A 19,689-nucleotide genomic window follows, 5' to 3' on the forward strand; every position below is an offset into this window, starting at 1 on the left:
CTCGACGCCCGCGACGCCGACTACGACCTGGCCGTGGCGCAGTACAACAAGAGCCTGGTGCGCGCACTGGGCGAGGTCAGCGACAGCATCGACCAGTTGCACGCCCTGGGCCAGCAGATCGCGGCCAAGCAGCACGCCACCGACATCGCCCAGCAGTCGTATGACACCGTGATGCAGCGCTATGGCTCCGGTATCGGCAACTACCTGGACGTGCTCAGCGTCGAGCAGCAACTGCTGCAGTCGCAGCGCCAGCTGGCCGAATTGAACGCCGAACAGATCGACCTGTCGATCCAGTTGATGCAGGCACTGGGGGGCGGCTACCAGGCCGATACCCAGGCGGCTGCATTGCCATCGACCTCCCGAAATCAATAAGCCAAGGTATTTGTCATGGCCACTGCAACTTCCCCGGACACTGCCGTTACCGCGCAGGACCTCAACAACCAGCGTAAACGCAAGACGCTGCTGCTCGGCTTGCTGGTGCTCGTACTCGTACTCGGCGCCGGCGTGTGGGCCTGGCACGAACTCTATGGGCGCTGGAGCGAAAGCACCGACGACGCCTACGTCAACGGCAACGTGGTGGAAATCACCCCGCTGGTGACCGGCACCGTGACCAGCATCGGCGCCGATGATGGCGACCTGGTGCAGGCCGGCCAGGTGCTGATCCAGTTCGACCCGAGCGACACCGAGGTCGGCCTGCAAAGCGCCGAGGCCAAGCTGGCGCGCGCCGTGCGCCAGGTGCGCGGGCTGTACAGCAACGTCGACGGGCAGAAGGCCCAGGTGGCGGCGCGCAAGGCCGAGCTGCAAAAGGCCCAGGAAAACTACAGCCGCCGCAAGACCCTGGCTGCCGGCGGGGCGATCTCGCAGGAAGAGCTGTCGCATGCGCGTGACGACCTGGCCTCGGCACAGAGCGCCTTGAGCAATGCCCAGCAGCAGCTCAATACCACCACCGCCCTGGTAGATGACACCGTGGTCTCCTCGCACCCCGAAGTCATGGCCGCTGCCGCCGACCTGCGCCAGGCGTACCTGAACAACGCCCGTACCACGCTGGTGGCGCCGGTCACGGGCTACGTGGCCAAGCGCACCGTACAGCTGGGCCAACGCCTGCAGCCGGGTACCGCGACCATGGCGGTGATCCCGCTGGACCAGCTGTGGATCGACGCCAACTTCAAGGAAACCCAACTGCGTAACATGCGCATCGGCCAGCCGGTGGACATCGTCGCCGACCTGTACGGCAGCGAAGTGAAATTCAGCGGCAGCATCGACAGCCTGGGCGCCGGTACCGGCAGCGCGTTTGCCCTGTTGCCGGCGCAGAACGCCACCGGCAACTGGATCAAGATCGTCCAGCGCGTGCCGGTGCGTATCCATATCAACCCCGAGCAGTTGGCCCAGCACCCGCTGCGCATCGGCCTGTCGACCCAGGTGGATGTGGACCTGCACGACCAGAGCGGCCCGGTGCTGGCGCAACAGCCGCCGCAGAAAGCCTCGTTCGCCACCCAGGTGTATGACCGCCAGCTGGTTGAGGCCGACACGCTGATCGCGCGCCTGATCCATGACAACAGCGCCGCCTCCGGCAAGACCGCGCAACGATGAGCGGCCAGGCGTCCTTCACTCCGCCGAGCCTGCTGCTGACCACCATCGGCCTGTCGCTGGCGACGTTCATGCAGGTGCTCGACACCACCATTGCCAACGTGGCGCTGCCGACCATCTCCGGCAACCTGGGGGTGAGTTCGGAGCAGGGCACGTGGGTCATCACCTCGTTCGCCGTGAGCAACGCGATTGCCTTGCCGCTGACGGGCTGGCTGAGCCGGCGTTTCGGTGAGGTGAAGCTGTTTATCTGGGCCACCCTGCTGTTTGTGCTGGCTTCGTTCCTGTGCGGCATTGCGCAATCGATGCCGGAGTTGGTGGGCTTTCGCGTGCTGCAGGGCATCGTCGCCGGCCCCTTGTACCCCATGACCCAGACCCTGCTGATTGCGGTGTACCCCCCGGCCAAGCGGGGGATGGCGCTGGCACTGCTGGCGATGGTCACGGTGGTGGCGCCGATTGCCGGGCCGATTCTGGGCGGGTGGATCACCGACAGTTACAGCTGGCCGTGGATCTTCTTCATCAACGTGCCGATCGGCCTGTTTGCCGCCGCCGTGGTGCGCCAGCAGATGCGCACGCGGCCGGTCGCCACCAGCCGCCAGCCGATGGACTACGTGGGCCTGCTGAGCCTGATCGTCGGGGTCGGGGCGTTGCAGATCGTGCTCGACAAGGGCAATGACCTGGACTGGTTCGAGTCGAACTTCATCGTGATCGGCAGCCTGATCTCGGTGGTGTTCCTGGCCATCTTCATCATCTGGGAACTGACCGACAAGCACCCGGTGGTGAACCTGCGGTTGTTCGCGTACCGCAACTTTCGTATCGGCACTATCGTGCTGGTGGGGGGCTATGCGGGCTTTTTCGGGATCAACCTGATCCTGCCACAGTGGCTGCAGACCCAGATGGGCTACACCGCCACCTGGGCGGGGCTGGCGGTGGCGCCGATCGGCTTGCTGCCGGTATTGATGTCACCGTTCGTGGGCAAGTACGCACACACGTTCGACCTGCGCGTGCTGGCAGGGCTGGCGTTCGTGGCGATTGGCGCGAGTTGCTTCATGCGTGCCGGGTTCACCAACGAGGTGGACTTCCAGCACATTGCGCTGGTGCAGTTGTTCATGGGCATCGGCGTGGCGCTGTTCTTCATGCCGACCTTGAGCATATTGCTCTCGGACCTGCCACCGCAGCAGATTGCCGACGGTTCGGGGCTGGCGACCTTCCTGCGTACCCTGGGCGGCAGCTTTGCCGCGTCGCTGACCACCTGGATCTGGATCCGCCGGGCCGACCAGCACCATGCGTACCTGAGCGAGAGCATCAGTACCTATGAGCCGGCGACGCGCGAGACGCTCAACCACCTGGGCGGGGCGAGCGGGCAGTCGTATGCGCAGTTGGAGCAGATGCTCAACAGCCAGGCGTACATGATGTCGACGGTGGACTACTTCACCCTGATGGGCTGGGTGTTTGCCGGGTTGGTGCTGCTGGTGTGGCTGGCCAAGCCGCCGTTTGCAGCCAAGGCCGGGCCGGCGTCGGCGGGGCACTGAGCAACAGCGTCAGCGCGCTGCGCTGACTTCGCTGGCAAGCCAGCTCCCACAGGTACAGCGGTGATTTCGAGGTCACTGCGCATCCTGTGGGAGCTGGCTTGCCAGCGAAGAGGCCGGATCAGGCAAAGTCGAAGGGAGCCAGCTGGAGCCCTTGTTCATCCACCTGCAACGCCCAGCCCTGACGGTCCCAGTCGCCCAGCACGATACGTCGCGCCGGCGTATTGCCTACCACCAGCTTGTGGATCGCCGGGCGATGGGTATGGCCATGCACCAGGGTCAGCACGCCATGTTGCTGCATCACCCGCGGCACTTCCTCGGGCGTCACATCGACAATCTCGTTGGCCTTCATGCGCGTTTGCGCACGGCTTTCGCTGCGCAGCTTGCGCGCCAGCTTCTGGCGCGTGCGCAACGGCAGGTGCCGCAGAATCCACAGGCTCAGCGGGTTGCGCAGGTAACGGCGCAGTTTCATGTAGCCTTCGTCGCGGGTGCACAGGCTGTCGCCGTGCATCAGCAGCACCGGCTCACCGCCCAGTTCGACCACGCTCGGGTCGGCCAGCAGGGTGACGCCAGCGGCCTTGCAGAACGCCTGGCCGATCAGGAAGTCGCGGTTGCCGTGCATCAGGAACACCTGGGTGCCCGTGTCGCTCAGCGCACGCAAGGCCTGGCAGATGGACACCTGGTAGGGCGTCATGGCGTCGTCGCCGATCCAGGCCTCGAAAAAATCCCCGAGGATGTACAGCGCCTGCGCGCTGCGGGCACGGGTTGCCAGCAGATCAAGAAACGCCCGGGTAATGTCCGGGCGTTCTTCTTGCAGATGCAGATCAGAGATCAGCAGTATCACTCAGTGATCTCGGCTTTCTCGATGATCACGTCTTCGACCGGCACGTCCTGGTGACCGGACTTGGAACCGGTGGCCACGGCCTTGATCTTGTCGACCACGTCGGTGCCGGCGGTGACTTTACCGAACACTGCGTAACCCCAGCCTTGCACGTTCTTGCCGCTGTGGTTGAGGAAGCTGTTGTCGGCGACGTTGATGAAGAACTGCGCGGAGGCCGAATGCGGCTCCATGGTACGCGCCATGGCGATGGTGTACTTGTCGTTGCTCAGGCCGTTGTCGGCTTCGTTCTGGATGCTCGGGCGCTTGTCTTTCTTCTCTTTCATGCCTGGCTCGAAACCGCCGCCCTGGATCATGAAGTTGCCGATGACGCGGTGGAATACGGTGTTGCTGTAGTGGCCAGCGTTGACGTACTCGATGAAGTTGGCCACGGTGATCGGGGCTTTTTCGGCATTCAGTTCGATGACGATGTCACCGTGATTGGTGGTCAGTTTGACTTGGGTCATGCTTGAAATCTCGCTTTTAAAGGCATTTGAAAGGGGAGCGCAGGATCGCGTATACACCCTGACGCACAGTTTACAGGCCACGATACGCAGGTCACGGCAGTTTTTTTGCCCGGCCAGTCGAATATCGCGCCAGTTTGTCGGCGCTGCCCTGTCGGCAGCTCGGGCGCTTGGGCTATGATAAGCCCTTTGATTCAGTCGGCCTACCCAGGCCGTGTACCGGTATTTCAAGGATCCTATGAGCAAGCCCACCGCCGACACCGCTCCGAACGCCGCTGCCAAAGGCGCGCCCGCCGTACCCGTGAACTTCCTGCGCCCGATCGTGCAGGCCGACCTGGACGCCGGCAAGCACAGCAGTATCGTCACCCGTTTCCCACCAGAGCCCAACGGTTACCTGCACATCGGCCATGCCAAGTCGATCTGCGTCAACTTCGGCCTGGCCCAGGAATTCGGCGGTGCCTGTCACCTGCGCTTCGATGACACCAACCCGGCCAAAGAGGACCAGGAGTACATCGACGCCATCCAGAGCGACGTCAAGTGGCTGGGCTTCGAGTGGACCGGCCCGGTGCGCTACGCCTCGCAGTACTTCGACCAACTGCATGCGTGGGCCGTCGAGCTGATCAAGGCGGGTAACGCCTACGTCTGCGACCTGACCCCCGAGCAGGCGCGCGAATACCGTGGCAACCTGACCGAGCCTGGCAAGAACAGCCCGTTCCGCGAGCGCAGCGTCGAGGAAAACCTCGACCTGTTCGCGCGCATGAAGGCCGGCGAGTTCAAGGACGGTGAGCGCGTGCTGCGCGCCAAGATCGACATGGCGTCGCCGAACATCAACCTGCGTGACCCGATCCTGTACCGCATTCGTCATGCCCATCACCACCAGACCGGTGACACATGGTGCATCTACCCGATCTACGACTTCACCCACGGCCAGTCGGACGCCATCGAAGGCATTACCCACTCGATCTGCACCCTGGAGTTCGAAAGCCACCGTCCGCTGTACGAGTGGTTCCTCGACCACCTGCCGGTGCCGGCCAAGCCGCGCCAGTACGAATTCAGCCGCCTGAACCTGAACTACACCATCACCAGCAAGCGCAAGCTCAAGCAACTGGTCGACGAGAACCACGTCAATGGCTGGGACGATCCGCGCATGTCCACGCTGTCGGGCTTCCGTCGTCGTGGCTACACCCCGGCCTCGATCCGCAACTTCTGCGAAATGATCGGCACCAACCGTTCCGACGGCGTAGTCGACATGTCGATGCTTGAGTTCAGCATCCGTGACGACCTCGATCGCACCGCACCGCGCGCCATGTGTGTGCTGCGCCCGCTGAAGGTGGTGATCACCAACTACCCCGAAGGCCAGGTCGAGCACCTCGAGCTGCCGCGTCACCCCAAGGAAGACATGGGCGTGCGTGCCTTGCCGTTCGAACGTGAACTCTACATCGATCGCGACGACTACATGGAAGCGCCGCCCAAGGGCTACAAGCGCCTGGAGCCGGCCGGTGAAGTGCGCCTGCGTGGCAGCTACGTGATCCGCGCCGACGAGGCGATCAAGGATGCCGAGGGCAACATCGTCGAGCTGCGCTGCTCGTACGACCCCGACACCCTGGGCAAGAACCCCGAAGGGCGCAAGGTCAAGGGCGTGATCCACTGGGTGCCGGCAGCGGCCAGCGTGGAGTGCGAAGTGCGCTTGTACGACCGCCTGTTCCGTTCGGCCAACCCCGAGAAGACCGAAGACGGCGGCACTTTCCTTGACAACATCAATCCCGATTCGCTGCAGGTGCTCAGCGGTTGTCGTGCGGAACCTTCACTGGGCCAGGCCCAGCCGGAAGACCGCTTCCAGTTCGAGCGCGAAGGCTACTTCTGCGCCGACCTGAAAGACTCCAAGCCGGGTCAGCCGGTGTTCAACCGCACCGTGACCCTGCGCGATTCGTGGGGCAGCTAAGGAACTCGTCGTGCTAAGCATTTACAACACCCTGAGCAAGACCAAGGAAGTTTTCGTTCCGCTCGATGGCAACAAGGTGCGCATGTACGTCTGCGGCATGACCGTGTACGACTTCTGCCACCTGGGCCACGGTCGCAGCATGGTCGCGTTCGACCTGGCTACCCGCTGGTTGCGTTACAGCGGCTACGACCTGACCTACGTGCGCAACATCACCGACATCGACGACAAGATCATCAACCGTGCCAACCAGAACGGCGAGCCGTTCGAAGCGTTGACCGCACGCATGATCGACGCGATGCACGAGGACGAGCGGCGCCTGAACATCCTGCCGCCCGACCAGGAGCCGCGTGCCACCGACCATATCGCCGGCATGCACGCGATGATCCAGACCCTGATCGACAAGGGCTACGCCTACGCGCCGGGCAACGGTGACGTGTACTACCGCGTCGGCAAGTTCGTGGGCTACGGCAAGCTGTCGCGCAAGAAGATCGAAGACCTGCGCATCGGTGCGCGCATCGAGGTCGACGAGGCCAAGCAGGACCCGCTCGACTTCGTGCTGTGGAAGGGCGTCAAGCCTGGTGAGCCGAGCTGGCCGTCGCCGTGGGGCGCAGGCCGCCCGGGCTGGCATATCGAGTGCTCGGTGATGTCGACCTGCTGCCTGGGCGAGAGCTTCGACATCCATGGCGGTGGCAACGACCTGGAGTTCCCGCACCACGAGAACGAGATTGCCCAGAGCGAAGCGGCCACCGGCAAGCAGTACGCCAAGGCGTGGATGCATTGCGGCATGATTCGCATCAATGGCGAGAAGATGTCCAAGTCGTTGAACAACTTCTTCACCATTCGCGACGTGCTCGACAAGTATCACCCGGAGGTGGTGCGCTACCTGCTGGTGTCGAGCCACTACCGCAGCTCGATCAACTACTCCGAAGACAGCCTGCGTGAGTCCAAGGGCGCGCTGGAGCGTTTCTACCATGCGCTGCGTGGCTTGCCGCGCGTTGCGGCGCAGGGTGGCGAGGCGTATGTCGAGCGCTTTACGGCGGCCATGAACGACGACTTTGGTACACCGGAAGCCTGTGCGGTGCTGTTCGACCTGGTGCGCGAGATCAACCGCGTACGCGAAGCCGAGCCGCAACTGGCTGCCGGCCTGGCGGGTCGCTTGCGTGAGCTGGGTGAGTTGCTCGGTGTGCTGCAACTGGAGGCCGATGACTTCCTGCGTGCCGGTGCCGAGGGCAAGGTCGACGCAGCACAAGTGGAGGCGTTGATTGAAGCGCGCCTGCAGGCCCGTACCGACAAGAACTGGGCCGAGTCGGACCGCATTCGTGACCAGTTGACCGCCATGGGTGTGGTGCTGGAAGACAGCAAGGGCGCAACGACCTGGCGCCTGGCCGACTGATCGATGTGGCCCCTTTCGCCGGCCTTGCCGCGAAAGGGTTACATCAGCGTAAAAAAGCCAGCAGGTGTTCGCAGAACGCCTCGGGTGCCTCTTCTGTCACAAAATGCCCACAACCTTCGATGATTGCACCCTGCAAGGTCGTGGCGCGCCCGGTCATCGTGACCATCGGCGCATCGTTGGTAGCATGTTCCGCCCCGATGGCCAGCACCGGCATTGCCAGTGGCGTCAGCCCACGCTGCTGATTCTGGCGGATCGTCTCGGGTATCGCCCGGTAATAGCCAAAACCGCCACGCAGCCCACCCGGCGCCGAGTACGCCTGCACATAGGTGTCCACTGCCACGCGGTCCAGGCGCACCGCCCAGTTCTCGAACATGAACCTCAGGTACAGCGCTTCGCGTCCGGCGATCAACGCCTCGGGCAAGTCGTGCACCTGGTTGAACATGAAGTGCCAGAGAAAACGGTTGTGCTTGGGCGCAGAGAAGATCGACGGCGCCGGCGCAAGGCCCGGGATCACCGCCTCGCTCAGGCACAATTGGCTCACGCTGTCGGGGTCATCACTGGCCAGCGCATAGCCGATCCACATGCCCACATCGTGCCCGACCACTGCATAGCGCGTGTGCCCCAGCTGGCGCATCAGGCCGGCCAATCGCGCCGCGGCGGTGCCGGTGTCATAGCCGTCCAGCGGCTTGTCGGAGAGGCCCATGCCGGGCAGGTCAACCGCAATGGCCTGGTAACCGCTGGCTGCCAACGTGCTCATCACTTGCCGCCAGGTGTACCAGGTCTGCGGCCAGCCCGGGATCAGCAGTACGGGTGCTCCCTGACCCTGGGTGACGTAGTGCAGGCGCAGCCCGTCGATGCTCGCATAGTGATGGTCGAGGCTGCTCATGCGTGTTGTGCTCCGCGCAAGCCCAGCACCGAGGCGATGCTGGCATGATCGAGCGGTGTACCGGCGAAGTCGTCGAACACCGTGTCGGTGATCTTGATCGTGTGTGCATTGATGAACGCCACGCCCTCGCGGGCACCGTCGTGCGGGTTCTTCAGGCAGCACTCCCACTCGAGCGTGGCCCAGCCTTCGTAGTCGTATTCGGCCAGCTTGCTGAAGATGCCCTTGAAGTCGACCTGCCCGTCACCCAGCGAGCGGAACCGCGCTGCACGCTTGAGCCAGGGCTGATAGCCGCCGTACAGGCCCTGCCTGCCGGTGGGCAGAAACTCGGCATCCTTGACGTGGAACATGCGGATGTAGTCGCGATACAGGTCGATGAAGTCCAGGTAGTCGAGTTGCTGCAACAGCAGGTGGCTGGGGTCAAAGAGCATCTTGCAGCGCGGATGATGCTCGACCTGGTCGAGGAACATCTCGAAACTCGCGCCGTCGTGCAGGTCTTCGCTGGGATGGATTTCGAAACACAGGTTGATGCCGTGCGCTTGGCACGTGTCCAGGATCGGCAGCCAGCGCTTGCCCAGCTCGGCGAAGGCGGCCTCGATCAGGCCTTCAGGGCGTTGCGGGAAGGGGAACACATACGGCCAGGCCAGCGCGCCGGAAAAGGTGCCCATGTCGGTCAGGCCCAGGCGCTTGGAGGCGATCACTGCCCAGGTGAGCTGCTGCACCGCCCAGGCAGTGCGTGCCGCCGGGTTGCCGTGCAGGTGTGGCGGGGCAAAGCTGTCGCACATCACGTCATACGCCGGGTGTACGGCCACCAGCTGACCGAACAGGTGGGTGGTCAGTTCGCTGATCACCAGCCCGTGCCCGGCCAGCATGGCGGTAATCGCGTCGCAGTAGTCCTGGCTGTGGGCAGCGCGCTCGACGTCGAACAGGCGCGCATCCCAGGCGGGAACCTGCAGGGCCTTGAAACCCAGTTGTGCTGCCCACTGGGCGATGTGCTCGAGGGAGTCGAAGGGCGCCTCGGCGGCGCTGAATTGTGCCAGGTGCAGGCTGGGGCCTTTTAACGTTTTCATCTTGGCTCGCTATTGTTTGTCGATCGACAAGCAATAAAAAGGTCACTGCCCGGTCGTCAAGTATTCTTTGTCTTTCAACAAACAATTGCCCATACTGCGTGCCTCGATCAGTTGTTCCGGAGCGCGTACCCATGGCAGGCAGACCCCGTCAATTCGACCGTGACGCCGCGTTGCGCACCGCGCGTGACGTCTTTTGGGCGCGCGGTTTCGAGGCCACGTCGATGAACGACCTGGTAGCAGCGCTGGGCATCGCCTCGGCACGCATCTACGCCGCGTTCGGCTCCAAGGAGCGCCTGTTCAAGGAAGCGATCGAGTTGTATGAGCGTGACGAAGGAGCCTTCTCGACCCAGGCACTGAGCGACCAGCCCACCGCGCACCGGGCCATCGAGCGGCTGTTGCTGGACGCCGTCGAGCTGTACACCCGCCCTGAGGGGCCGCTGGGGTGCATGGTGGTGTCGGCCGCAACCAACTGTTCGGCGACAATGACGGGGTGCGCGAGTGGCTGGCCGAGCATCGACGCGACAAGACCCAGTCGATCATCCAGCGGCTGCAGGTTGCGGCACAGGCGGGCGAGCTGAACCCGCAGGCGGACGTGCAGGCGCTCGGGGATTTTTTCGCCACGGTACTGCATGGCTTGTCGGTGCAGGCGCGCGACGGTATCGAGCGGGCGCGGCTGCACAAGGCCATCGAGCCGGCGCTGCAGATGCTGGTGTGGGCGACCGGCGGGCCCGGCGCTTGCGTCGCCGAGCAATTGGCGTGACGCGGCCCTAGCTCGCCACCCGCGGGCGACACTGCAACACCAGCCGCGCGCCACCCAGTTCGCTGGCCGCCACTTCCAGGCCGAAACCGTGCAGGTCCACGATCGCCGCGACGATCGACAGGCCAAGGCCGAACCCGTTGTGGCGATGGCCTTCCTCGCTGCGGTAGAAACGCTTGAGCACCGCCTCGCGTTCTGCTTCGGGAATGCCCGGCCCACTGTCCTCCACATCGATCCGCACGCCCTGGGCATCTTGCTGCGCGCGTATCAGCACCTGGCCACCGGCCGGGGTGAACTTGATCGCATTGCCCAGCAGATTGGCCAGTGCCTCGAACAGCAGCTCGCGGTCCCCCTTGAGCGCCGGCAGATGGTCGGGTAGCGCCAGGGTCAGCTGGATCTCGCCATCCTCGGCCAGCGGCAGGTAGAAATCATGCAGCTCTACCAGCAGCGCCCGTGGGTCGAGCTCGACAAACCCGGCCCGGCGCTGACGGTCTTCCAGCTCGCTGATGCGCAGCAAGCCGCGAAACCGCGCCATCAGCGTGTCGGTTTCACTGATGGCCTGGTCCAGCTGATCGGACTGGGCCGAGTCGTCCCCGGCCTGCTGGCGGATCCTGTACAACTTGGCACGCAGTCGCGTGAGTGGCGTACGCAGGTCGTGTGCAATGTTGTCGCACACACCCTTGACCTCATGCATCAGCCGCTCGATGCGGTCGAGCATGGCATTGACGATGGCCGCCAGCATGTCCAGTTCGTCACGCCGTTGCGACAGCGGCAGGCGATGGGTGAGGTCACCGGCCACGATCAGTTCGGCGCTGTCCTGGATCGCGCGGATGCGCTTGAGTGGCCGCCGACGCAGCAGGTACCAACCGGCTATGCCGGGAATGATGGTCAGCGACAGGCCCCAGAGCAGGGCATGCAGGATGATCCGCGTGACCACGAACAGCGAGCCGTTGTCCCTCACCAGCACCAGCCAGCGGCCATCGCGTACCTTGAGGGCCACCGCGTCGCAGCTGTCCTTGGGGGTGCGTGGGGCATCGGCGTCCAGGCAGCGGCTCAGCTCATGGATCTTGCCGTCCAGGCCCAGCTCGGGCGGCACCTGGCGAACCTGGCCGCCGAGCGGGTTGAACTGTGCATCGAACAGCCCGTAGGCGTCGAAGCTGCGCTCATCGAATGCCTGACTTGCGATCAGTGCATCGTCCAGCTGTTTGCCGCTCATATGCGCGAACAGGTGCTGGCGTTGCAGCAGCGAGTGGCGGGTGAGCTTGTTGAGGTAGCCGGAGACCTCGAAGTACAGCACCCCCATGAGGATGCTGCTCCAGGCCACGAACAGAAAGCTGTACAGCGCCAGCAGGCGACTGGTGGACGAGCTCCAGCCCTTAGACGGGTTCGGCAATGGCATAGCCGCAGCCCCGCACCGTTCGAATCAGCGGGGTCTGGCCGGCGGCATCGATCTTCTTGCGCAGGCGACCGATGTGCACATCGATCAGGTTGGTGCCGGGGTCGAAGTGATAGCCCCACACTTCCTCGAAAATCATCATGCGGGTGATCACCTGGCCGGCATGGCGCATGAGAAATTCCAGCAGTTTGTATTCGGTGGGCAGCAGGTTGAGGGTCTGTTCGCCGCGGCGGGCTTCGTGGCTGATCAGGTCCAGCTCCAGGTCGGCGACCTGCAGGCGGGTCTGCGCCATGGGCACACTGTTGCGGCGCAGCAGCACCTCCACGCGTGCGGCCATCTCGTCGGAGGCGAATGGTTTGGTCAGGTAGTCGTCACCGCCGGCGCGCAGGCCGCGTACGCGTTCGTCGACATCGGAGAGGGCGCTGATCATCAGGATCGGCGTGGCGATCTTGAGGTTGCGCAGGGTGGTGACGATGGTCAGGCCATCGACCTCGGGCAGCATGCGGTCCAGGGTGATCAGGTCGTAGCCGCCGGCAATGGCCTTGGCCAGGCCTTCACGGCCGTTGTCGGCCCAGTCGACTTCCAGGCCATGGGCAGATAGTTCGGCGACGATTTCCTGGCCGGTCACGGCATCGTCTTCGATAGTCAGTACGCGGGGCATGCTCTTACCTGGGCGGCGTGTGGAGACTTGATTGTGCCAAAGAATAGGCGGTGCCCGGGTTAAAGAAAAATTCATCTTGCAAAAGCGGGCTGCTGCACAGCCCAGCGCGGGTCAAGCCCGCTCCTACAAGGATCGCATCAGTCCATGTGGGAGCGGGCTTGCCCCGCGAGACGCTTAGGCGACCTTGACGATCCAGCCTGCCGGCGCTTCGACGTCGCCACTCTGGATGCCGGTCAGCTCGTTGTAGAGCTTCTGGGTCACCGGGCCGACTTCGGTCTCGCTGTGGAACACGTGCAGCTTGCCGTCGTACTGGATGCCACCGATCGGGGTGATCACCGCGGCGGTACCGCAGGCACCGGCCTCGATGAAGCGGTCCAGCTGGTTGATCAGCACGTCGCCCTCGATCACCTTCAGGCCCAGGCGCGATTCGGCCAGCTCCATCAGCGACAGGCGGGTGATGCCCGGCAGCACGGAGGCTGATTTCGGCGTGACGAACTCGTTGTTGGCGGTGATGCCGAAGAAGTTGGCCGAACCTACTTCCTCGATCTTGCTGTGGGTCAGCGGGTCGAGGTAGATGCAGTCGGCGAAGCCGGCTTTCTTGGCCTCGTAGCCCGGTTGCAGGCTGGCCGCATAGTTGCCGCCGACCTTGGCAGCGCCGGTGCCTTGCGGGGCAGCACGGTCGAAGTCGGAGATCAGGAACTTGTGCGGGGTCATGCCGCCCTTGAAGTACGAGCCGACCGGGATGGCGAAGATCGAGAAGATGAACTCGGGCGCGGTGCGTACGCCAATGTTGTCACCCACGCCGATCACGAACGGACGCAGGTACAGCGCGCCCTTGCCATGCGGCGGGACGAAGCGCTCGTTGGCCTTGACCACCTGCTTGCAGGCTTCGATGAACTGTTCGGTCGGTACCCGCGGCATCAGCAGGCGGTCGCAGCTGCGCTGCATGCGCAGGGCGTTCTGGTCGGGGCGGAACAGGTTGATCGAGCCGTCCTTGCAGCGGTAGGCCTTCATGCCTTCGAAGCATTGCTGGCCGTAATGCAGCGCGGTGGAGCCCTCGCTGATGTGCAGCATATTGTCTTCAGTCAGGGTGCCCTGGTCCCATTCGCCATTGCGGAAGTGGGAAAGGTAGCGCTTGTCGGTCTTGATGTAGTCGAAGCCCAGCTTGTCCCAGTTAATGCTTTCGTTACTCATGGCACCCTCGATCGGTTGGCAAATGCCTGTATGGTCAGGCCACGCATATTGCGCAAGCAGCCACGATAATACATCCCGTGCAGATCGGGAACGCCTTCGGGCAGATTCGCCGTGTCGGGGTGGCAGCAACGCGCCGCTCAGGGTGGTACATAGCGTCGCGTTGCACGCGAAGTTGCGATGGTTCGGCCAGGGTATTCAACAGGAATTTGCGATTTTTTCGAGCATCAGGGGTGGTTAGGCTGAGGGTTCCACTAAAAGGAATTTAGGTGCCAAACATGTCTGGATCGACACTATTGCCCGCATTATCGAGTACGAATTCCCACGTAGGGGTGTCGCCTCACGCCCTGCTGCAGAGCAAGATTCCCGCCTGGCTGACAGCCTCCGACGCCAGCACGCGTGCAGCCTTTCGCCGCAAGCTCGGCCAGCCCCTGCCGTGGTTCCAGTTGGCCCGTGACGAAAAGGCCGCGCAGGTCGCCTCGTTGCTTGGCGAGCACGCCGTGCATCGGTTCGACCAGCAACAGGTGAACCAGGTACTCGATCAGTTGCCCAGTGCCGAGGCGTTCGCCGAGCCCTTGCTCAAGGCCGCCCTCAAACAACGCTTTGCGCTGGATATCGACGTGCGTGCCTGTTACCTGTTTCACGCCGCGCAGGTCAGGCTGGATGTATCGTTCGAGGCGCAAGACCCGCTGGTCATGCTGCAGACGGCGCTCAAGGCCGCCACGATGAGCCTGCTCAAGGCAGCGTTGCAGAACTTCGAGGCATCGCAGGCCGAGCCTGGCGGGATGGACCATGAAACCGGTTCGAAGGCCGCGATCTATGCGGCATACCCACTTGAAGGGGTATTCATCGCCGGCCCCACGCTCGACCTGGCGCCGGAGGCGTTCGCTGCGCTGTGTCGCGAGCTCGATTTGGGCGGCCAGTACAAGCAATTGATCGAACGCACGTTCAACCCGCCTTCCGCGCCTGGCGATGCCAGCGATGCCGCAGCAGTCAACCGTGCCACGACGTTCAAGCTGTTCGAACAGTCGGCGTTCCGGCTGCAGGTGCACCTGGCCTATCTGCAGAATGCCATCGACCCCGGCGCGTACGCGGCGCTGCTGGCCTTGCCCACGGGGGCGCAGCTGCCGGACAAGGCGCTGACCTGCAGTACGCTGCGGCTGTGGGGCGTTGAACTGACCGGCATTGTGGTGATCAGCCCCGACCGCGACGCGAGCGCCAAGGTCGAGAGGATTACCGTGTACATCCCCGATGATCCGATCAACCCGCTGCGCGAGTACGCGAGCTCCAGCGCATTTGCCAAGGCCTTGCGTAGCGCCCTGCAGACACCGGGCTACCTGAGGTTCTTCGAACGTTTTGTGCCGGCCCGCCATCGCGACGAGCTGTTCAGGCGCATTCACGCGGCGTTCTACCCCAAGGTCTGGGTTGCCGACCCCGGCTGGTACGAGCACAAGCTCGACCGCAACGCCAGGCTGCAGCTGGACGCGCAGCGTTTTACCGAACCTTTGCTGACACAGCTCTATCGGCAGAAAGTTGCGGTGCTCAAGGATGACGGGCTGTTCCATGCAGTACCTACTGCTGTCGAGGACCACAAGAGCCGTGAGCAGAAGTGGCTTTATTTTGCCGGCAAGCTGTTCGACGCGGCCAATGTTGCTGCCTTTGTCGTGCCAGGGCTGGGTGAGGTAATGCTTGCCGTGACGGCCGTGCAGTTGGGGTATGAAGCCTACGAAGGCCTGGAGAGCCTGATCGAGGGCGACCGCGATGCCGCGTTCGGCTACCTGATGGACGTCGTCGACAACCTGGCATTGATGGCGGCGCTGGCTGCGGCCGGCGCGGCTGCGGATGGCCCGCCGGCTGCTGTGGAGGTGCCGGAGGTGGTCGGCCAGATGCGTGCGGTGCAACGGCCAGATGGCAGTACTGCGTTGTGGAGGCCTGAGCTTGCACCGTTTGCCCACGATATCGTGCTACCGCGCGGGCTCAAACCCAATGCGTCCGGGCTTTACGAGTATCAGGGCAAGCAATGGCTGGCGCTGGACGGCCAGGTCTATGCGCTCAAGCCATCGGCCAATGGTGCAGCGTATCGGCTGCAGCACCCGCGCCGCGCAGGCGCCTACGAGCCTGTGGTACGCCACAATGGCGCAGGCGCCTGGGTCAGCGAAGCGGAGCAGCCATTGGCGTGGGAGGGCCTGAAGCTGCTGCGGCGCCTGCAACCCGGCAGCGCGGTCTTGTCCGATGAAGTGGCCAGCCAGGTGTTGCGCGTGAGCGATACCCACGAAGCGGTAATGCGCCGTGCACTGGCAGAGGGCGAGCGCTCGCCGGCGCTGCTCGAAGACACCTTGCAGCGCTTCGAACTCGACCAGGCCATCAAGGATGGCGATTCGCAACTGAGCGTTCAGCAACGGCGCGAGCTGTTCGCTACCCGTTATGCTATGTGGGATAGCACCGGGCGTGCCGACGTGGGGCTGGTGCGAAAGGCTTTTCCTGGCTTGCCGGTGAAGGTCGCAGAAGAACTGCTGAGCCACGCCAGCAGCGCCGAGCTGCAACAGTTGAGCAGTACACAGCGCTTGCCTGAGCGTATTGCCGAGGAAGCCCGCGCCTACCTGCAGCAGGTGCGCCTGGCCCGCGCCTGCGAAGGGTTGTACCTGGAGGCGGTGCCAAACGTTGATAGCGACAGGCTGGTACTGCATGCGCTGGAGCGCCTGCCTGGCTGGGCGTCCACGCTGCGTATCGAGCTGCGTGAGCTGTCGTTCGAGGGGCGCCTGATCGACAGCATCGGTGCCATTGATGCGCCTGAACGCAAAGTGCTGATCAAGGAGGGTGATAGCTACCTGGCGCGTGATGCCAGGGACCAGCACCTGCATGGGCGCGATGACATCTATGGCGCGTTGCTGCATGCGCTCCCCGATGCCCAGCGCGCGGCGCTGGGGGTGCCCCACGTGGGGCAGACGGCCGAGTTCAAGCGCGTCATTCGGGCATTGCCCGTGCCATCGCGCCAGGTGCTGCGCCAGCAGTTGCAACTGCAGCCTCTCAAGCCGGCGAGCCGCTCGCCCATGCGCCTGGCCAATGGCAGGCTCGGTTACCCGCTGAGCGGGCGCGGTGCGCTGGCGGCTTACTTCACCGAAGATACGCTGCTGGACAAGATCCGCTTGCTGGAATTCGAGGATGCCTACGCTGACGCCATCCTCCAGGACTTTTACGCGGCAGGCCTTACCCGCAGCGAGATCAACACCCACCTGGACCGGCTGCTGGACGAACAGGTGGCGCTGCGCGCCAGCCTCGACGCCTGGGCGCTGGAGTCGGCAGCGATCATCGACCTGACCCCGGCACGCAGCGCGGGGCGGCAGCGGATCGGCCAGGCGCTGTGGGCGCACTGGCGGGCAAATGGTCTGCTGGGGATCCGCGGCGCGGCGACGGCCTTGCGCCTGGACTCGACCATGCTGAGTGATTTCCCCGAGTCGCTACCCGGGTTCATGTATGCGCGCACCCAGGCGCTGGTGCTCAGCGACGTGACGGTGGATGCGCCACTGGATACCTTCCTGTCACGCTTCAGTGAACTGACCGACCTGGAGGTCAGTCGCAGTGGCACCAGCTCGGCCTACCTGCCGGTCAACGTGTTGGGGATCATTGTTGCACGCTGCCCGAGGCTGACCGCGCTGAGCGTCAATCGTCTCATCCTGCCTGTGGAGCAGCCGGCAATCGATATGCTGCGCGGCCTTGTCGATCTGCGTCGACTCGACCTGAGCGGCAATTGGCTGGAGGGCGAGCTGGATTTCAGCGGTTTTGAACTCGATTACCTGGGGTTGGAGCGCCTCGACTGGATAGGCAACACCCGCTGGCCGAGCTGGCTGAACAGCGCGATGCTCGATACGGTGGCCGAGGTGTCGCTGGCACACAACCGCATTACCGAACTGCCGGACTTCGTCGTGCACAACCCGATGGCCGCACGGCACACGCGCATTGGGCTGCAGGGCAATGTGCTGCCCCGTGCCACGATCATCGACCTGCGCCTGAACGAGGGGGCAGGGCGGCGCTTCAGCTTCGACCTTGACGTGCCGGACATCCTCCAGGCAGACCTGGGCGTAATGGTGCAGGAGCACGCGACACTGGCGCGATCGATCGAGGATTGGGTGCAGAGTTCAGGCTCAAGCGCCGCGTTGAGCGAGGAGCGCCTGGCTGCGCGCCGACGCCTGGGGGACGGCATCCTGAACTACTGGGCATTGCGCACCCGTCAGGGCGGCGCTGCGGTGCTGCACCTGGAAGATATCGCCCTGGCCGAGTTTCCGCGCAGCTTGCCACCCTTCTTCTACGAACGGGTAGTGCGCCTGCACCTGACCCGGCCACGTGCCACCGCCGGCGAACTGGATCACTTTCTTGGCAGTTTTGCGCACACCTACGACCTGGCCATCGCCGGCCACCTCACGCCGATGACCGAGTTGCCTGCCGCGCTGCTGCGCATGCGCGCGCTGGAAAGCCTGAGCCTGACCGACCAGGGGCTGCTCGTTGACCAGGCGGCGATGAATTTCTTTGCGCAGATACCTGCGCTCGACATGCTGGAGCTCGATGGCAACCGGCTTGGGGTGATCACGGATGTCACCGGGCTGGGCCGGGGGCGCCTGCACCTGTTGAGCCTGAACGAGGTCGGGCTGCACAGCTGGCCGGACTGGCTCAGTAGGATGCTGCCGCATGCCGTGGAAGTACTGGCGCTGGAAGGCAATCAGCTTACCGAGCTGCCGGCGTCCATCCTGCGCAATGCGCGCGATGATCGCTTTCGCTGCGAGATCAACCTGAGGGGTAACCCGCTGGACTACGAGACCATGCGTCAGGCACACGTGTCCGAGTCCTATTACCGCCCGTTCGCATTTTCCATGGACCTGCCCGATGACATCCTGGCGCTGTCCCAGAGCGAGCCGCACAGCTCCGACACCCCTGGCTCTGACGCCACCACCCAGCATACCCACAGCCCAGGCATGACTCCCGAAGCGCCGACAGCGTCGGTCGAACCCTGGGTGGAGGCGGCGCTGGACCAGGAGGCCTCACGTCGTCAGGCCTGGCAGCAGATCGAGGACAGTGATGACGCCCAAGACCTGCTCAGGCTGATCGCGCGCCTGCAGCACACCGCCGATTATCGTACCCCCAGAACCCGGCCCGACCTGGTCAGCCGTGTCTGGCAGGTGCTGCAGGCGGCGGCGCAGGACACCGAGCTGCGCCTGACGCTCAACGGCATGGCCCAAGAGCCGCTGGAGCAGATCGTGCAGCATGCCACCTGCCCGGATGGCATCCGCCTGGAGTTCAACCAGATGGAGGTACTGGTGTACACCCGGCGGGCGCTGCAGGATGTGCCTGAGCTGCAACGAGGCTCCACCTTGTATCGGCTGATGCGGCGTTTGTACCGTTTGCATCAGTTGGACAGTATCGCTGTGGAGCAGGCCGGGGTGCGTGACCAGGCCGAGGTGCGTCTGGCCTATCGCTTGCGCTGGGCACAGGTTCTGGACCTGCCGCTAGCGCCGGGCAGCATGCTCTACGAAGCCTCCGCCAACCTGCAGCCCGGTGAGCTGGACAGGGCACTGACGCGGGTGCAGCAAGGCGAGCATGGGCAGCCCCTGCTGGCATATGCGGCGCAGCGCGATTTTTGGGTAGAGTACCTGCGCGAAACCTTCGCTGAGCGCTTCCGGGCGCTCAAGCAAGCGTATGAAGCGCGGGTGCTTGAGGTCACCGACCTGTACCCGGACGACACCCCCGACCAGACCAGTGCACGCATCAGCGCACTGGAGCGGACATTCAGAAACGATGAGCGCAACCTGATCGACGAGCTGACCAACCGCGCCGGGGTGGACTATGCCTGATCGCGGTTGACGAACCGCAGGTGCCTGTAGCACTGTGCATCCATGACCACTGAACTGCGTACTTCGACCCAGACCACCACGACCGCGATCGGCGGGCGT

Annotated in this window: 15 protein-coding genes; 8 read left to right on the forward strand and 7 right to left on the reverse strand. The window is 64.0% G+C overall.

Annotation, left to right across the window (positions count from 1 at the left end; genetic code table 11):
- The 3 genes from G3436_RS07525 to G3436_RS07535 form a co-directional block, all read left to right on the forward strand.
- Positions 1-372: TolC family protein (locus G3436_RS07525; RefSeq protein ID WP_163943100.1), on the forward strand; the 372-nt coding region annotated here is incomplete at its 5' end.
- Between the two features lie 15 nt (positions 373-387).
- Complete coding sequence (locus G3436_RS07530) at positions 388-1,590, forward strand: HlyD/EmrA/EmrK family protein (protein WP_163943103.1); 1,203 nt, start codon at positions 388-390, stop codon at positions 1,588-1,590.
- On the forward strand, positions 1,587-3,116 hold the full coding sequence (locus G3436_RS07535; protein WP_163943106.1) for a DHA2 family efflux MFS transporter permease subunit: 1,530 nt from the start codon (positions 1,587-1,589) through the stop codon (positions 3,114-3,116). The genes G3436_RS07530 and G3436_RS07535 overlap by 4 nt, the downstream gene beginning before the upstream one ends.
- A 118-nt stretch (positions 3,117-3,234) precedes the next feature.
- Here G3436_RS07535 and lpxH read toward each other — a convergent pair whose 3' ends face one another.
- Positions 3,235-3,957: a UDP-2,3-diacylglucosamine diphosphatase gene (gene lpxH / locus G3436_RS07540; protein ID WP_163943109.1), complete on the reverse strand. Its 723-nt coding sequence runs from the start codon at positions 3,955-3,957 to the stop codon at positions 3,235-3,237.
- Positions 3,954-4,457: a peptidylprolyl isomerase gene (locus tag G3436_RS07545; RefSeq protein WP_163943112.1), complete on the reverse strand. Its 504-nt coding sequence runs from the start codon at positions 4,455-4,457 to the stop codon at positions 3,954-3,956. The genes lpxH and G3436_RS07545 overlap by 4 nt, the downstream gene beginning before the upstream one ends.
- A gap of 235 nt (positions 4,458-4,692) precedes the next feature.
- Between G3436_RS07545 and G3436_RS07550 the strand changes: the two genes are divergently transcribed.
- Together G3436_RS07550 and cysS are read left to right on the forward strand one after the other, a co-directional pair.
- Entirely contained in the window at positions 4,693-6,396 is a 1,704-nt protein-coding gene (locus G3436_RS07550) for a glutamine--tRNA ligase/YqeY domain fusion protein (protein ID WP_163943116.1), read from the forward strand.
- A gap of 10 nt (positions 6,397-6,406) precedes the next feature.
- Entirely contained in the window at positions 6,407-7,789 is a 1,383-nt protein-coding gene (gene cysS, locus G3436_RS07555; RefSeq protein WP_163943121.1) for a cysteine--tRNA ligase, read from the forward strand.
- Positions 7,790-7,832: 43 nt separating this feature from the next.
- On the opposite strand, the gene G3436_RS07560 is transcribed toward cysS, so the two are convergent.
- Together G3436_RS07560 and G3436_RS07565 are read right to left on the reverse strand one after the other, a co-directional pair.
- The gene (locus tag G3436_RS07560; protein WP_163943124.1) at positions 7,833-8,675 is read right to left on the reverse strand and encodes an alpha/beta fold hydrolase; all 843 of its coding nucleotides are present in this window, start codon (positions 8,673-8,675) and stop codon (positions 7,833-7,835) included.
- A complete protein-coding gene (locus G3436_RS07565) occupies positions 8,672-9,742 on the reverse strand; it encodes a sugar phosphate isomerase/epimerase family protein (protein WP_163943127.1) in 1,071 nt (356 codons plus the stop codon). Before G3436_RS07565 ends, G3436_RS07560 begins: the two co-directional genes overlap by 4 nt.
- Positions 9,743-9,873: 131 nt before the next feature.
- Here G3436_RS07565 and G3436_RS07570 point away from each other — a divergent pair, with 131 nt between their 5' ends.
- Positions 9,874-10,320 carry a TetR/AcrR family transcriptional regulator gene (locus G3436_RS07570; RefSeq protein WP_243667046.1) on the forward strand — a complete coding sequence of 149 codons (447 nt, stop codon included), beginning with the start codon at positions 9,874-9,876 and terminating at the stop codon, positions 10,318-10,320.
- Positions 10,321-10,334: 14 nt separating this feature from the next.
- The gene (locus tag G3436_RS27410; RefSeq protein WP_243667047.1) at positions 10,335-10,502 is read left to right on the forward strand and encodes a hypothetical protein; all 168 of its coding nucleotides are present in this window, start codon (positions 10,335-10,337) and stop codon (positions 10,500-10,502) included.
- 7 nt (positions 10,503-10,509) lie between these two features.
- On the opposite strand, the gene G3436_RS07575 is transcribed toward G3436_RS27410, so the two are convergent.
- From G3436_RS07575 to G3436_RS07585, 3 genes are all read right to left on the reverse strand, one after another.
- Positions 10,510-11,898 carry a sensor histidine kinase gene (locus G3436_RS07575; protein ID WP_163943129.1) on the reverse strand — a complete coding sequence of 463 codons (1,389 nt, stop codon included), beginning with the start codon at positions 11,896-11,898 and terminating at the stop codon, positions 10,510-10,512.
- The gene (locus G3436_RS07580; RefSeq protein WP_163943132.1) at positions 11,876-12,556 is read right to left on the reverse strand and encodes a response regulator transcription factor; all 681 of its coding nucleotides are present in this window, start codon (positions 12,554-12,556) and stop codon (positions 11,876-11,878) included. Before G3436_RS07580 ends, G3436_RS07575 begins: the two co-directional genes overlap by 23 nt.
- A gap of 174 nt (positions 12,557-12,730) precedes the next feature.
- Complete coding sequence (locus G3436_RS07585) at positions 12,731-13,750, reverse strand: branched-chain amino acid aminotransferase (RefSeq protein ID WP_163943135.1); 1,020 nt, start codon at positions 13,748-13,750, stop codon at positions 12,731-12,733.
- 329 nt (positions 13,751-14,079) lie between these two features.
- Here G3436_RS07585 and G3436_RS28485 point away from each other — a divergent pair, with 329 nt between their 5' ends.
- A complete protein-coding gene (locus tag G3436_RS28485; RefSeq protein WP_163943138.1) occupies positions 14,080-19,590 on the forward strand; it encodes a dermonecrotic toxin domain-containing protein in 5,511 nt (1,836 codons plus the stop codon).
- Positions 19,591-19,689: the final 99 nt, after the last annotated feature.

Source organism: Pseudomonas brassicae (assembly GCF_010671725.1).
Lineage (GTDB): Bacteria > Pseudomonadota > Gammaproteobacteria > Pseudomonadales > Pseudomonadaceae > Aquipseudomonas > Aquipseudomonas brassicae.

What these genes read in the sequence shown, in the direction of transcription:
- G3436_RS07565 (WP_163943127.1), bottom strand. Translation starts at nt 9,742, where the DNA reads ATGAAAACGTTAAAAGGCCCCAGCCTGCACCTGGCACAATTCAGCGCC.
- G3436_RS07550 (WP_163943116.1), top strand. Translation starts at nt 4,693, where the DNA reads ATGAGCAAGCCCACCGCCGACACCGCTCCGAACGCCGCTGCCAAAGGC.
- G3436_RS07580 (WP_163943132.1), bottom strand. Translation starts at nt 12,556, where the DNA reads ATGCCCCGCGTACTGACTATCGAAGACGATGCCGTGACCGGCCAGGAA.
- G3436_RS07570 (WP_243667046.1), top strand. Translation starts at nt 9,874, where the DNA reads ATGGCAGGCAGACCCCGTCAATTCGACCGTGACGCCGCGTTGCGCACC.
- G3436_RS07535 (WP_163943106.1), top strand. Translation starts at nt 1,587, where the DNA reads ATGAGCGGCCAGGCGTCCTTCACTCCGCCGAGCCTGCTGCTGACCACC.
- G3436_RS07545 (WP_163943112.1), bottom strand. Translation starts at nt 4,457, where the DNA reads ATGACCCAAGTCAAACTGACCACCAATCACGGTGACATCGTCATCGAA.
- G3436_RS07530 (WP_163943103.1), top strand. Translation starts at nt 388, where the DNA reads ATGGCCACTGCAACTTCCCCGGACACTGCCGTTACCGCGCAGGACCTC.
- G3436_RS07585 (WP_163943135.1), bottom strand. Translation starts at nt 13,750, where the DNA reads ATGAGTAACGAAAGCATTAACTGGGACAAGCTGGGCTTCGACTACATC.
- G3436_RS07560 (WP_163943124.1), bottom strand. Translation starts at nt 8,675, where the DNA reads ATGAGCAGCCTCGACCATCACTATGCGAGCATCGACGGGCTGCGCCTG.
- G3436_RS07575 (WP_163943129.1), bottom strand. Translation starts at nt 11,898, where the DNA reads ATGCCATTGCCGAACCCGTCTAAGGGCTGGAGCTCGTCCACCAGTCGC.